Genomic DNA, 13,121 nt, shown 5'->3' on the forward strand with positions numbered 1-13,121 from the left:
GCTCGCTCCGTGAGGCGCTATTCTTCACAAGAGCAACGTTTTACAACGGTAGCCTGCATCCCAAGACACGCCAGGCCAGCCACCCGACTTTACCTCACACGTGCATTTATCAAGCTTATGGCCATTTTGAACATTCTCGAATTCCCGGACCCGCGCCTGCGCACTATCGCCAAACCGGTGGCCGTAGTGGACGACGAAGTGCGTCAGTTGGTCGACGACATGTTTGAAACAATGTATGAGGCGCCAGGCATCGGCCTTGCCGCGACCCAGGTCAACGTGCACAAGCGTATCGTCGTGATGGACCTTTCCGAAGACCGCAGCGAGCCGCGGGTGTTCATCAACCCCGAGTTCGAAACCCTGACCGACGAGATGGACCAATACCAGGAAGGCTGCCTCTCGGTGCCGGGCTTCTACGAAAACGTCGACCGCCCGCAGAAGGTCAAGATCAAGGCCCTGGACCGCGACGGCCAACCTTACGAACTGATCGCCGAAGGCCTGCTGGCGGTGTGCATCCAGCACGAGTGTGACCACCTCAACGGCAAGTTGTTCGTCGATTACCTGTCCACCCTCAAGCGTGACCGGATCAAGAAAAAACTGGAAAAACTTCATCGCCAGAATGCTTGATGCCCTCCTTAAAAGGCTTGCCGCGGCAAGCCTTTTTCTTTTTGCGACTGCTTTGTAACTGAGAGCTTCCCATGACTGAGCCACTGCGCATCGTCTTTGCCGGCACTCCCGAATTTGCCGCCGAACACCTCAAGGCCCTGCTGGCCAGCCCCCACGAAATCGTCGCGGTCTACACCCAGCCGGATCGCCCGGCCGGTCGCGGGCAAAAACTGATGCCCAGCCCGGTCAAGCAACTGGCCCTGGAGCACGGCATCGAGGTGTTGCAGCCGCCGACCCTGCGCGACGCCCAAGCCCAGGCCGAACTGGCGGCGCTGAAGCCGGACTTGATGGTGGTGGTCGCCTACGGCCTGATCCTGCCCCAAGTGGTGCTGGACATCCCGCGCCTGGGTTGCATCAACAGCCACGCCTCGCTGCTGCCGCGCTGGCGCGGTGCGGCGCCGATCCAGCGCGCCGTGGAAGCCGGCGATGCGATGAGCGGCGTCACGGTGATGCGCATGGAAGCCGGCCTGGACACCGGACCGATGCTGCTCAAGGTCAGCACCCCCATCAGCGCCGAAGACACCGGCGGCAGCCTGCACGACCGCCTCGCCCTGATCGGCCCGCCGGCCGTGGTCCAGGCCATTGCCGGCCTGGCCGCCGGCACGCTGGAAGGCGAAGTGCAGGATGACAGCCTCGCCACCTACGCGCACAAACTGAACAAGGACGAGGCCCGCATCGACTGGAGCCACCCGGCCATCGAGCTGGAGCGCCTCGTTCGGGCCTTCAACCCCTGGCCGATCTGCCACAGCACCTTGAACGGCGAGGCCCTGAAAGTGCTGGCCGCCAGCCGCACCGAAGGCAAGGGCACACCGGGTGAAATCCTCAGTGCCAGCAAGGACGGTCTGGTGGTGGCCTGCGGTGAGCAGGCGTTGTGCCTGACACGTCTGCAACTGCCCGGCGGCAAGGCGCTGAACTTCAGCGATTTGTTCAACAGCCGCCGTGAGAAATTTGCCGTCGGCACCGTCCTGGGCCAAGCGGCGGACGCCTCATGAACCCACGTCTGGCCGCCGCCAAGGCACTGGCTGCCGTCCTCAACGGCAAAGCCTCGCTCAACAGTTCCCTGCCGACCCAGCTGGACAAGGTGGAAGACCGTGATCGCGGTTTCACCCAGGACCTGGCATTCGGCACCGCCCGTTGGCAGCCGCGCTTGTCGGCCCTGGCGGCCAAGCTGTTGCAGAAGCCGTTCAAGGCCGCCGATGCCGACGTCGAGGCGCTGCTGCTGGTGGGGCTCTATCAACTGCTCTACACCCGCGTCCCCGCCCACGCCGCCATCGGCGAAACTGTGGGCTGCGCCGACAAGCTGAAAAAGCCCTGGGCCAAGGCCCTGCTCAATGCTGTATTGCGCCGCGCCCAACGGGAAAGCGAAACGCTGCTGGCCGAGCTGGAACACGATCCGGTGGTGCGCACCGCCCACCCGCGCTGGCTGCAGAAATCCCTCAAGGCGTTCTGGCCCGAGCAATGGGAAGCCATCTGCGCGGCCAACAACGCCCATCCGCCGATGATCCTGCGGGTCAACCGTCGCCACCATAGCCGCGATGCCTACCTGGCGTTTCTGGGCGAGGCGGGTATCCCGGCCATCCCGTGCCAGTACAGCCGCGACGGCATCGTGCTGGAAACCCCCGGCGATGTGCGCGCACTGCCGGGCTTCGCCGAGGGCTGGATCAGCGTCCAGGACGAAGCCGCCCAACTGGCCGCCGACCTGCTGGAACTGGCGCCCGGCCAACGGGTGCTGGACGCCTGCTGCGCGCCGGGTGGCAAGACTTGTCACATCCTCGAGGTCGAGCCAAAGCTGGCCGGCGTGGTGGCGGTGGACCTGGAAGCCAAGCGCCTGGTGCGGGTGAAGGAAAACCTCGAACGCCTGGGCCTGGAGGCCGAACTGATCGCCGCCGACGGTCGCGACACCGCGACCTGGTGGGATGGCAAACCGTTCCAGCGCATCCTCCTCGACGCGCCATGCTCGGCCACCGGCGTGATCCGCCGTCATCCGGACATCAAGTTGACCCGCCAGCCGGACGACATCGCCGCACTGGCCGTGTTGCAGGGCGAACTGCTCGACGCCCTGTGGTTGACCCTGGAAGTGGGCGGCATGCTGCTCTACGCCACCTGTTCGACCTTGCCGACCGAGAACACCGAAGTGATCGAAGCCTTCCTCGCCCGCACCCCGGGCGCCCGGGAGCTGGACATCGCCAGCCAGGCCGGCCTCAAGCAGCCCCATGGCCGCCAGTTGCTGGCCCAGGAAGGTGGGCATGACGGGTTCTACTACGCCAAGCTGATCAAGATCGCCGCCGCACGCGGTTAAAACCGATTCGATAGGGAGTGAGTGGATGAAAATCATCATCCTCGGCGCAGGGCAGGTCGGTGGTTCGCTGGCGGAACACCTGGCCAGCGAGGCCAACGACATCACCGTGGTCGACACCGACGGCGAACGCCTGCGCGACCTCGGCGACCGCCTCGACATCCGTACCGTACAAGGCCGGGGTTCGTTGCCGACAGTGCTGCGCCAGGCCGGCGCCGACGATGCCGACATGCTCGTGGCCGTGACCAACAGCGACGAAACCAACATGGTCGCCTGCCAGGTGGCCCATACGTTGTTCCACACCCCGACCAAAATCGCCCGGGTGCGCGAAGCGGCCTACCTGACCCGCGCCGACCTGTTCGACAACGAAGCGATCCCGGTAGACGTGCTGATCAGCCCCGAGCAGGTGGTGACCAACTACATCAAGCGCCTGATCCAACACCCGGGCGCCTTGCAGGTGATCGACTTCGCCGAAGGCAAGGCGCAACTGGTGGCGGTCAAGGCCTACTACGGCGGGCCGCTGGTGGGTCAGCAGCTGCGCCAGTTGCGCGAGCACATGCCGAATGTCGAGACCCGGGTCGCGGCGATCTTCCGTCGTGACCGACCGATCCTGCCCCAGGGCGACACGGTGATCGAAGCCGACGACGAAGTGTTCTTCATCGCCGCCAAGGCGAACATTCGCGCGGTCATGAGCGAAATGCGTCGCCTGGACGAGAACTACAAACGCATCGTCATCGCCGGCGGCGGGCAGATCGGCGAACGCCTGGCCGAAGCCATCGAAAGCCGCTATCAGGTCAAGATCATCGAGATGAATCCGGCCCGCTGCCGCTACCTCTCGGACACCCTCGACAGCACCGTGGTATTGCAAGGCAGTGCCTCGGACCGCGACCTGCTGCTGGAAGAAAACATCGCCGACGCCGACATCTTCCTGGCCCTGACCAACGACGACGAAGCCAACATCATGTCGTCGCTGCTGGCCAAGCGCCTGGGGGCGAAGAAGGTCATGACCATCATCAACAACCCAGCCTACGTCGACCTGATCCAGGGCGGTGACATCGACATCGCCATCAGCCCGCAACTGGCAACCATCGGCACCTTGCTCGCCCACGTACGCCGTGGCGACATCGTCAGCGTGCACTCCCTGCGCCGCGGCGCGGCCGAAGCCATCGAGGCGATTGCCCATGGCGACGCCAAGTCCAGCAAAGTCATCGGCAAGGCCATCCGCGACATCGGCCTGCCACCCGGCACCACCATCGGCGCAATCATCCGCGACGAAGAAGTACTGATCGCCCACGATGACACCACCATCCAGACCGGCGACCATGTGATCCTGTTCCTGGTGGACAAGAAGCACATTCGCGACGTCGAGAAGCTGTTCCATGTGGGGTTGAGTTTCTTCTGATCCAAAGTATGCAGTGACAGGAAGGGCCTCATCGCGAGCAGGCCCGCTCCCACAAGGGGGAGGTGTTCACAGTATTTGTGAGCAATGGCGATCCTCTGTGGGAGCGAGCCTGCTCGCGATAGCTATCTAACACTCGACAGATCAATCACTGACACAACCCCAGAGGACCTTCCCCATGCTCGACTCCCTGGAAAAAATGCTCGCCAAGGGTGTGGATAACTCACTGCTGCGCTTCGGCCTGGGCAAGGGTTACCTGGACCTCGGCGAATTCGCCCGCGCCGCCGAACACTTCCAACGCTGTGTCGAATTCGATCCCAAGTATTCGGCGGCATGGAAGCTATTGGGCAAGGCCCATCAAGGCCAAGGCGACCTACCAGCAGCCCGCCAAGCCTGGGAACAAGGCCTTGAAGCCGCCCGCGCCCATGGTGACAAACAGGCTGAAAAGGAAATGACCGTGTTCCTCAAAAAACTGGATCGCCACCCCTGACAAACTTTCAGCCCAACACAGCCCCCTGTGGCGAGGGGATTTATCCCCGCTGGCTGCGCAGCAGCCCCAAACAGCCAACGCGATTTGTCTGGCCGCTTAACTGACAAACATTCACCGCTCCAACATTGGTCCCCGACGCACCCTCTCGACACTAGTCATCAAGACTTGCCTGAAGACGCACATGTCCGAATTTCCCACATGATCATTGCCCTTGGGGTTGTCCCTGAAGCGGCGGCGGTTTGAGCAGATTAGCTGAACGGAAAGGGAACGTATTTAATATCAGAAATAAATTCGTCCCCTTATTCCGAAAACCCTGTAGTCCATCTCCTAAGTTGTCATTGAGGTATTGAGCCTCCTATCTCTCCGTGCTTCATTAGAAATCCAGACAAGCAGTTCTGGCCACAGCGCATCTAACTTTTCGATCAAAAGGATTTGAGCTCATGAAGCAGAACGGAATTGACTTACCCCCGACTCAGGTAAATGGTACGTGGCGCGGCTCTTTAGGAGGATATTGGTCCACGGACGGTATCATCATTGATGGTACTTATATATTTCCACCGCCTCAGCCAGATGTACTAACAGAAGATGATGATTTTTACATAACTGATCTTGTAAAGACTCAAACCGGGCTGGACGACTTCACTTTCAATCTCAAAATTCTCGACAAGGCTATAAATCATAAAAACGCTTATGGCGCAATAAAAGATATATGGCAGATTGTCGAGCGGGAACGCGGTTGGGTAGCTCCTTATTGGCGCATAAATGACGTTTTCTTCAAAAATAAAGCTATTTGCTTTAGTTTGGCTGACGCGCTTGAGAGAAGCGGTTTTACGTCGAGGGAAGCTATTATAGCCATCGCCCACTCAAAATACGCCCGCAGTACAACATACAAACTGGAAACACCAAAGTTATCTGGAGGTACATTCAGCCCGGTTAAAGCATTGGCGCACTATTTATGGGGGAAGGGAGAGAAGCTTGAGGTCGATATCAATACTATTGGTTTACAAATAAGAGAACACAAGCTCTCATTATTGAAACAGACTATCGAGAGCACTAAATCACCGGGTACGTATCATCTGGTGGACCCAAAGGTGGCTTACGATACTGGTAAAGACAGTCTCATCAGTGGTGCTTACCTTGGGCGAATCACGCTCCATGTTGAGGGTGATTTCATTCGCAGCCGAGATACATCTTGGCAGTTCCTGGGAACAGTCAAAGCCTACCACGACTTTTATGACTTCGATAAAAGCGATAGACCGCTCGCGCTTGAGCAACTAACTACGGCTGGCAGAGCCCTACCGGGAACTGGGTACGAAATAAATATTTCGGGCGAGCATAAAATCCACTTGATAGGAAAAGGCTTTCAGGCTCCTAACTTCTAAACAGTAGTGCCATGGCATCGGGTAGCACTGTTGTCATGGCGCAAGGACAAAAACATGAAGATAAGGCATTCGTTGTTTTTTTATTTGGCAAGTCTCTCAGCTACTCCAATAATCGGTGGCTACAATTTATACTCTAACTACGAGAATAACTTGTATGCAGTCGAACATGACACTATCGCCATTCCATTCGCAGCAATTATTGGCACTCTGTTCATATCACTGCTCCTGCTAGTCCTACAGCGACCTTATCGGTTAAGAAAATCAAACAACATGCCCCGCACCTTTCTTACAAAAACCGCAAGCGTCCTCGCCACGATCGTGACGGCAGTTCTATTGCTGGATAACATTATCTACTGGTCGCACCCCAACCATTTGCCAACTTTTTTGACGTTTCTTACGGCTTTCTGTTTGTATATTTATTACCAGTTACAACTTTATGATGTTATCAGTGCCGGCCCTAATTGCTAAGAGTTGGCCAAGATACATGGCAGCGTGTCGCAACGAGGACGAGTACGTAAAGGCATTTCACCGTAGCTAAACAGGAAGAACGTGATAGCGAACGTCGCTGTAATCAATTGATCATTTGTTACGTGCCTGGATGGCGTCAATCGCTGCCCTGGCCGATGCCTTGACGTCACGCTTGCGCGACTTCAATCCCTCAGTGAGCAGGGGGATTGATCGTGCAGTGCCGATCTTATTTAAGGTCGCATGGCAATAGATCTTGTCGAACGGGTCTTCTGTCAAAGCAAGGTGGGCAAGAAGATGATCTTCCACTACGTCGCCATATGAATTGACTAATGCTCCGATAGCTGAATGGCGAACCAGCCATCGTTTGTCCGTCAACAAATGAAATATAGGTTCCAGCGATGCACCGGGCAACATAGGTACTTTCGCGATGCTGTCCAACAACGCCGCCAGCTCGTATTTGTCTTGAACCGCTGTTACCTGACGCAAGAGCACTTCGCTACAATGCTCATTTTTCATATTATGACCCAGCGCCCCGAGGACGAAATAAATCGCCCGGCGAATGTCCTTTGAATCAGACGTTTCCATGAATGCCTTCAGCCCGGCGATGACCGATACATCAGTCAGCTTCTCTGCTTCACGGTGCGCGTGCCACGACACCGAATCGTCGGAGGATACGCCCTTCTCTACCATGGCCATTCGGTGAATTAGGTCGACCAGTTCCGTGGGCAAAGAGGCACAGTCTGGTGCCGTTGATGCAACCTGCTCTGTCATCACATGATCCCGTCTCAAAAAGTCGTCCAACCCGTCTGAACTTGACCCACAACTATCGGCCATTAGCACTGGAAGCGTCACGGAGAATTAGCGCGAAAAGGGGATGGATTTATATACACAGTGCACCAAGATTGCCAACCTTGCCGCCCTGGTTTCGGTGCTCGGGTGCGGTCGGCTGCGTTGCTGCAAGCCAGATCCGCTTGTTTGGGTTTGATCTGGGGTTGCTATCGGTCTTTGCTTTGGCGATGGGATGGGGTTGTTCATGAAGCGGCGGCGGTTTGAGGAGGTTGGTGTAGGGAAGAAAGGGGCTGATTGAACCTGAAAATAAATCCGCCCCCCGACGCCTAGTAAAAGTCGTAATAAAGCGCCCACTCCCCAGTTTCATTGTGCTTCCAGAACATCAGGCTCCCACTGTCGACCACGTTCAGATTGATCTTCGAGTCCGATGAAATCTGGAACACAAACTCGAAGCCTTCACCCGGATCAACACCCGACTGGCAGAACGAAGGGTAACCACCGATCTTGTGTTCGTAGGTGTGGGTGACCAAGTCGTAATAGCTCTGGATCTTGCCCGCGCGTTCCAGCGTGAGGATTGCTTGCTCAAGGTCCTCCGGGACACCACCGCCATCCCACAATGGAAAGTCCTCCGGCACCGCTTGCGCTGTCAGTGGGAAGGGTTTGAGGAATGTACCTGTCACCGACAGATACTTGCGCACCAACACATCATCCGGCCCGTACTCGCGGATAACCCAATTATCCCCCATCGGCTCAAAGTGCTCGGGGAACGGGTTTGAAATGAACACCGTCAGCACACGAACTCCTGCTAGCAGAGGGCTATTGATAGGCAGGGCGGGCAGGTAAAACTGCGCATAGGGGAGCAACTGTTGCCCCGCCTGATTAGTGGGCACCTCTTCATCCGGTCGGAACAGGAATACATTGCCCAGCCAGCTTTCTTCATCGGTGCCGGCAGGACGAAAGCCGCCGGCAATGAGTTTCACGGCGGGGCGGGCCAGGCGTTGCTTGATTTCCTGAATATCCATGGTGATGTAAACCTCCTTTTTACTACAGGATTAATACTGAAAAGGGGGCAGATTTATTTGCTGGAAAATAAATCTGTCCCCTCTGTGCGCTCTCTGTGTTCGCCAAGGTTTTTTGCGTTTTTCGTGAGTAAGGTCAGGGCACTACCTTGGGGCTGGCGTACTAGTCCCGTCCCGCACTTGCATCAGTGCAAATCCCAGCAGATTCAAGCCTTTCCACAGATTCGGATTGTTCGCATCTGCGTTGTCCTGTGCGAGCCCTATACCCCAGATGTTATCAACCGGGCTGGCTTCGACAATAACGCGCGAACCGGTTTGTAGAAGATATTCGTTCAACTGCGGATTCTGGGAGAACTTGGCCTGGTTCGCTCGAACGACAATGTCGTATCGGTGTTGCAGCCAAACCTTATCATTGAATCCGCGCACGTTGCGGCCAAGTGCTTTGGCGGCATTAGGAGTAGGGGCTTGGAGCACCTGCGCACGAATTTCCTGATCGTCGAACAAGGCCGCTTTCTCGGCCATCATGAAGTGTTCGGCCGTCGGGTAATGTTGCCCCTCGACAATGAACCCAGCCTCGAACCATTGGCTGAAGCACGACGTCGTGACGACAGTTTTGCTGCGCTGGTGCCCCCAGAAAAACGTAAAGCTCAGATGTTCTCCAGAGTTGAAACGTGCGCACAGTTCTTTCAGATGTTCAGAGTCGTTCAATGAGATTTCCTCGTTAACTGAAGATCGAAGTTACAGCTACTGTGCTGACCAAGACAACCACGAAGCTTGGTAGGTCGAACGTCCACAGATTGATGCATACGCGCAACTCTTCGTAAACAAAACCCGACGCAAAACGTCGGGGTTTTTCGTTGAGGAATTAGATCCTACTGCCGCGGCTCCACGTTATCCAACACCCGATTCGCCAACAACGAACTCAGTTCAATCAGCTGCTGGATGCCCTGCGCCACATGACGCCTCGATCCCTCCAGATCAAACGCCAGATCACTCACCATGGCATCAGCCGAAGCCAACGTCTCACTGAGGTTGGCGAGCAGGCATTCGTTATCGAGGCCTTTCACGACGGCGTATAGCTGCCCTGGTTTGGGCTCGTCTTGGGATTTATCCGGTTTCGGTAGCAAGTAGTGATCGAGCACCCGTTTGGTGGTTTCGTCTTGCTGCTTGGCTTTGGATTTTGCGGATTGTGGGGGGGAACCTGTTTCCGGTGGATTCGGAGTTGTTTTGAACATAGGTGTGGGCCTCATATTAGGCCGCACCATCTCGCTACTAAACGAAAGGGTGGCGGCTGTGCGCAAGTTAGTAGACCGGTAACCCACACCAAACCCGGCGCGCCCGAGGGCGCCATGCGCACAGCCACCATCAAGAACAGGCAAATGCCCGACTGATGAGACTTGTACAACCGAGGTGGGAACCGGGCTACTAAACCCGACCACTGATGGGCAGTGGCAGGAACGACAATAGAACCCAGGGACAAGGCGCACAAGCGGGCGGATTCTGGCGTAGTTGTAGGCAAAGGCGCAAGGATGCGTAGCTAGATGGGCGTTGTAGGCGGGGGCTGTAGGAGAGGGGTGTTTCGGCGATGCAGGTGGGTTGTTTTGCTCAATCCAGCGATACGAAATGATTTGAATCCAATCCGCCCGTTGCAGAGAATTGCCACCTTTACCCCAAAAGGATACGGGCGATGAAGTTCGAAGGGACTTTTCAATACATGGGCAATCACGGGATCGTCTTCAACGTCTCGCAGATCACCCTCACCGACAGCGAACGTGGGCGCCTGCGCGAGCTGCATTTTGGCGAAGCGAAAAGCGCCCACTATGAGGTCAACAGCAAGGTCGTCGAGGTGTACGACAAGATGCTGGCCAAAAACCTGCCGTGCGTGATGATGATCGGCATCTCCAAGCCGCTGACCCGGCAACAGGGCGACGCCCTCAACGCCCAGCGCACCACGATCGCCACCCTTGCAGCCGCGGCCTTCGCTTCCGCCGCCAAGGCCGTGGCCCCCTCTTACGTGGCGGCATCTGTAGGGATGGGTGTGCGCACGTATACCAATCAAATTCTACCCACCTACCATGCTGGCGACGTACTGGTCAGCATCGAGGCGCAGGTCAACGGCGGTATCGGCCCGCAACGCACCCTCTCGACATTGATCATCAAGGCCTGACCGGAGACGTACATGTCCGAAATTACTCAATTGGTCATTGCCTTGGTGGTGTCCTTTCTGCTTGATCGATTCCTCAAACCCTATCTGCTACGCAAGTGGCTAGGCGTGGTGTTGGTGGCGGCGGGTGCGGTTGGCTGCGTTTTGGCCGGTCAGACCCGCGTGTTGGGGTTTGATCTGGGGTTGCTGTCGGTTTTTGCCGTGGCGATAGGGATGGGGTTATTCATGAAGCGGCGGCGGTTTGAGGAGGTTGGCTGAGCAGGAAAGGCGGGCGGATTTAATATCAGAAAATAATTCCGCCTCTTTAAGTAGTCCCCTTAAGTAAAGACGGATATGAATCCCCCCGTCCAATCTGCGATATTGGCCCATTCGTGTTCGATCCAGATGAGTACAAGCGGATCATCATCGGAGCACCGGCACTGTGCTGAGGGACCTGCCTTGGATATCAATAGGCTACGGAAAAAGCGCCAACTGAACGTACAAGAACAGAATGCGGTCGCGGCCTATAAAATAGCGAAGACCGCTAGCGCCTGGCGAGACAGGAGTATTCCTGCTTGTTTGGTCGAATACGCCGAAAGCCAAGGGGTTGTTTGGTCAGATACCATTGTCTTGGAACTGGAAATAGATTTTCCCGGTATGCCCCGCTTGTTCGGACTACTGCTCACTCAAACCGAACGTTTCATTGCATTCGAGATTGACACAGATATCGCACACCGAAAACTTCAAACGGTTGACCGCTGGGAGGATATCTCTGCTCAGCAGGACTACTCGGTGTCGAAGAAAGGCACTGGGAAAGGCTTTGGAACTATAGCGTTGGAGGTTAGGCGACACCTCCTTTCCCCTTTTTTCGTCCCGTTCAATATTGATGCAAGCTGACCCGCCGCTTTCGCGAGCAAGCTCGCTCCCACAGAGAGAGTGGGGCGGGAATACCCTCGCCCTGAACTCAGGCACCGCGTTGTGCCATGCTGATCGCATCTGGCTTTTGGGGGGGCTGCTGCGCAGCCCAGCGGGGATAAATCCCCTCGCCACAATGAATTCCCTCACTGAAAAGGGGACAGATTTATTTGCTGGAAAATAAATCTGTCCCCTTATTCGAATCTGTCCCCTTATTCGCTTATTCCAAAAACGAAGAGGCTGAGCAGATTTCAACGTGCGTTTTTTTTGAAAAATGCTGACGATGGCGAAATAGCCGGAGAGTATCCGGCTATTTCAGACAATCCCTAAATCCCCTCGCCACAGGGGCAGGTGATTGCCTTCGGTGAGTGGTTGGCTTGTGTCTTGTGATATTTAAGACATCACTTTACATAGCCTATATCAAACGACCCACTAATGGTTTTGTCTTCCATATTAACGAAAGAGTATGTCCCTCTGAAGAATCCGAAGTTATTGCCAAACTCTACAGTGATCGTCCCCGTGCTGGCTGAATGACGCTTACCCTGCTGATCAATGTAGACCCACCTCACATAGGGCTCGTGGAAATCGCTTGGATATTGGAATATTTGTGGGTTGCCGGCACCAGCTCTAGCTGCCGAGAAGCCCAGGATGATCTCAGGGGCATCTTCCCTTCCGGCTTTCCAAGGTTGAGAACGCCCCTGTAGGAAACCACCACTGGTATTGTTGCCATCGCTATTGAACAAAGTCGCATTAACGTTCGTAAACGTTACGGGGGGCGGCGTATCAACGGTAAATGTTCCCACCATGCGGACATCCGGGTTGCGCCCTGGCTTTTTTTGATCGGCGGTCATACTTTAATCCTCTGTGTGGTCAATCGGCGAATTTCGATGGGATTACGCCAGGGAATATAGGTATTAAAAAATTGATCGACTACTGTAGGAAGTTACAGGTGGCTAGACCGTTTTTAAATTGTTCTGTTGAGCATCCAACAAAAACGCAATAAGCCTCCGCTAAGAGATGGCTGCGAGATTTTATTAGTTTAAGATGAAAAAATTGAGGACATTTAAAGATTATTTATCCGCTTTTGCGAACGGAAGAACCAAAACCCGACGCAGTACGTCGGGTTTTTTCGTTTGGGAAAAATACTATTGCCGCGGCTCCACGTTATCCAACACCCGGTTAGCCAGCAACGAACTCAGCTCAATCAACTGCTGAATCCCCTGCGCCACATGACGCCTCGATCCCTCCAGATCAAACGCCAGATCACTCACCATGGCATCAGCCGAAGCCAACGTCTCACTGAGGTTGGCGAGCAGGCATTCGTTATCGAGGCCTTTCACGACGGCGTATAGCTGCCCTGGTTTGGGCTCGTCTTGGGATTTATCCGGTTTCGGTAGCAAGTAGTGATCGAGCACGCGTTTGGTGGTTTCGTCTTGCTGTTTGGCTTTCGATTTTGCGGATGTAGAAGTGGAATCTGCCTCTGGCGGATTCGGGGTCGTTTTGAACATTGACGTAATCTCTCAATTAGGCCGCAACCCTCTCGCTACTAAACGAAAG

At 55.8% G+C, this 13,121-nt stretch carries 15 protein-coding genes; 9 read left to right on the forward strand and 6 right to left on the reverse strand.

Features of this window, described 5'->3' with window-relative positions:
• Positions 1-117 precede the first annotated feature (117 nt).
• From def to PSH86_RS00385, 6 genes are all read left to right on the forward strand, one after another.
• The gene (gene def / locus PSH86_RS00360) at positions 118-624 is read left to right on the forward strand and encodes a peptide deformylase (protein ID WP_003196300.1); all 507 of its coding nucleotides are present in this window, start codon (positions 118-120) and stop codon (positions 622-624) included.
• Between the two features lie 71 nt (positions 625-695).
• Positions 696-1,655, forward strand: a complete 960-nt coding sequence (gene fmt / locus PSH86_RS00365) for a methionyl-tRNA formyltransferase (protein ID WP_163855959.1) — start codon at positions 696-698, stop codon at positions 1,653-1,655.
• Entirely contained in the window at positions 1,652-2,962 is a 1,311-nt protein-coding gene (rsmB, locus tag PSH86_RS00370; protein WP_305487054.1) for a 16S rRNA (cytosine(967)-C(5))-methyltransferase RsmB, read from the forward strand. Before fmt ends, rsmB begins: the two co-directional genes overlap by 4 nt.
• A 25-nt stretch (positions 2,963-2,987) precedes the next feature.
• Positions 2,988-4,361 (forward strand): Trk system potassium transporter TrkA, encoded by a 1,374-nt coding sequence (gene trkA / locus PSH86_RS00375; RefSeq protein ID WP_116833842.1) that lies wholly within the window; start codon positions 2,988-2,990, stop codon positions 4,359-4,361.
• Between the two features lie 175 nt (positions 4,362-4,536).
• Positions 4,537-4,848, forward strand: a complete 312-nt coding sequence (locus PSH86_RS00380) for a tetratricopeptide repeat protein (RefSeq protein WP_305487059.1) — start codon at positions 4,537-4,539, stop codon at positions 4,846-4,848.
• A 440-nt stretch (positions 4,849-5,288) separates the two neighbouring features.
• A complete protein-coding gene (locus tag PSH86_RS00385) occupies positions 5,289-6,230 on the forward strand; it encodes a lipid II-degrading bacteriocin (RefSeq protein ID WP_305487062.1) in 942 nt (313 codons plus the stop codon).
• A gap of 579 nt (positions 6,231-6,809) precedes the next feature.
• Here PSH86_RS00385 and PSH86_RS00390 read toward each other — a convergent pair.
• The 4 genes from PSH86_RS00390 to PSH86_RS00405 form a co-directional block, all read right to left on the reverse strand.
• Complete coding sequence (locus tag PSH86_RS00390; protein WP_305487065.1) at positions 6,810-7,469, reverse strand: HEAT repeat domain-containing protein; 660 nt, start codon at positions 7,467-7,469, stop codon at positions 6,810-6,812.
• 344 nt (positions 7,470-7,813) lie between these two features.
• A complete protein-coding gene (locus PSH86_RS00395; protein WP_305487067.1) occupies positions 7,814-8,509 on the reverse strand; it encodes a DUF1963 domain-containing protein in 696 nt (231 codons plus the stop codon).
• A gap of 141 nt (positions 8,510-8,650) precedes the next feature.
• Positions 8,651-9,214: an NADAR family protein gene (locus tag PSH86_RS00400; protein ID WP_305487070.1), complete on the reverse strand. Its 564-nt coding sequence runs from the start codon at positions 9,212-9,214 to the stop codon at positions 8,651-8,653.
• Positions 9,215-9,378: 164 nt separating this feature from the next.
• Complete coding sequence (locus PSH86_RS00405; RefSeq protein WP_305487073.1) at positions 9,379-9,741, reverse strand: DUF6124 family protein; 363 nt, start codon at positions 9,739-9,741, stop codon at positions 9,379-9,381.
• A 452-nt stretch (positions 9,742-10,193) separates the two neighbouring features.
• On the opposite strand from PSH86_RS00405, the gene PSH86_RS00410 reads away from it, so the two are divergent.
• From PSH86_RS00410 to PSH86_RS00420, 3 genes are all read left to right on the forward strand, one after another.
• Complete coding sequence (locus tag PSH86_RS00410) at positions 10,194-10,673, forward strand: hypothetical protein (RefSeq protein ID WP_212801680.1); 480 nt, start codon at positions 10,194-10,196, stop codon at positions 10,671-10,673.
• Between the two features lie 12 nt (positions 10,674-10,685).
• Complete coding sequence (locus PSH86_RS00415; RefSeq protein WP_109752903.1) at positions 10,686-10,928, forward strand: hypothetical protein; 243 nt, start codon at positions 10,686-10,688, stop codon at positions 10,926-10,928.
• A 180-nt stretch (positions 10,929-11,108) separates the two neighbouring features.
• Positions 11,109-11,546 carry a hypothetical protein gene (locus PSH86_RS00420; RefSeq protein ID WP_305487078.1) on the forward strand — a complete coding sequence of 146 codons (438 nt, stop codon included), beginning with the start codon at positions 11,109-11,111 and terminating at the stop codon, positions 11,544-11,546.
• A gap of 419 nt (positions 11,547-11,965) precedes the next feature.
• On the opposite strand, the gene PSH86_RS00425 is transcribed toward PSH86_RS00420, so the two are convergent.
• The gene (locus tag PSH86_RS00425; RefSeq protein ID WP_305487081.1) at positions 11,966-12,415 is read right to left on the reverse strand and encodes a hypothetical protein; all 450 of its coding nucleotides are present in this window, start codon (positions 12,413-12,415) and stop codon (positions 11,966-11,968) included.
• Between the two features lie 294 nt (positions 12,416-12,709).
• Positions 12,710-13,072: a DUF6124 family protein gene (locus PSH86_RS00430; RefSeq protein ID WP_305487083.1), complete on the reverse strand. Its 363-nt coding sequence runs from the start codon at positions 13,070-13,072 to the stop codon at positions 12,710-12,712.
• Between the last annotated feature and the right edge of the window lie 49 nt (positions 13,073-13,121).

The organism is Pseudomonas sp. FP2300, from assembly GCF_030687595.1.
Taxonomy (GTDB): Bacteria; Pseudomonadota; Gammaproteobacteria; order Pseudomonadales; family Pseudomonadaceae; genus Aquipseudomonas; species Aquipseudomonas bijieensis.

Bases quoted from the DNA above. Each gene is read 5' to 3' on its own strand.
- def (WP_003196300.1), top strand. From the start codon at position 118: ATGGCCATTTTGAACATTCTCGAATTCCCGGACCCGCGCCTGCGCACT.
- fmt (WP_163855959.1), top strand. From the start codon at position 696: ATGACTGAGCCACTGCGCATCGTCTTTGCCGGCACTCCCGAATTTGCC.
- rsmB (WP_305487054.1), top strand. From the start codon at position 1,652: ATGAACCCACGTCTGGCCGCCGCCAAGGCACTGGCTGCCGTCCTCAAC.
- trkA (WP_116833842.1), top strand. From the start codon at position 2,988: ATGAAAATCATCATCCTCGGCGCAGGGCAGGTCGGTGGTTCGCTGGCG.
- PSH86_RS00380 (WP_305487059.1), top strand. From the start codon at position 4,537: ATGCTCGACTCCCTGGAAAAAATGCTCGCCAAGGGTGTGGATAACTCA.
- PSH86_RS00385 (WP_305487062.1), top strand. From the start codon at position 5,289: ATGAAGCAGAACGGAATTGACTTACCCCCGACTCAGGTAAATGGTACG.
- PSH86_RS00390 (WP_305487065.1), bottom strand. From the start codon at position 7,469: ATGACAGAGCAGGTTGCATCAACGGCACCAGACTGTGCCTCTTTGCCC.
- PSH86_RS00395 (WP_305487067.1), bottom strand. From the start codon at position 8,509: ATGGATATTCAGGAAATCAAGCAACGCCTGGCCCGCCCCGCCGTGAAA.
- PSH86_RS00405 (WP_305487073.1), bottom strand. From the start codon at position 9,741: ATGTTCAAAACAACTCCGAATCCACCGGAAACAGGTTCCCCCCCACAA.
- PSH86_RS00410 (WP_212801680.1), top strand. From the start codon at position 10,194: ATGAAGTTCGAAGGGACTTTTCAATACATGGGCAATCACGGGATCGTC.
- PSH86_RS00415 (WP_109752903.1), top strand. From the start codon at position 10,686: ATGTCCGAAATTACTCAATTGGTCATTGCCTTGGTGGTGTCCTTTCTG.
- PSH86_RS00425 (WP_305487081.1), bottom strand. From the start codon at position 12,415: ATGACCGCCGATCAAAAAAAGCCAGGGCGCAACCCGGATGTCCGCATG.
- PSH86_RS00430 (WP_305487083.1), bottom strand. From the start codon at position 13,072: ATGTTCAAAACGACCCCGAATCCGCCAGAGGCAGATTCCACTTCTACA.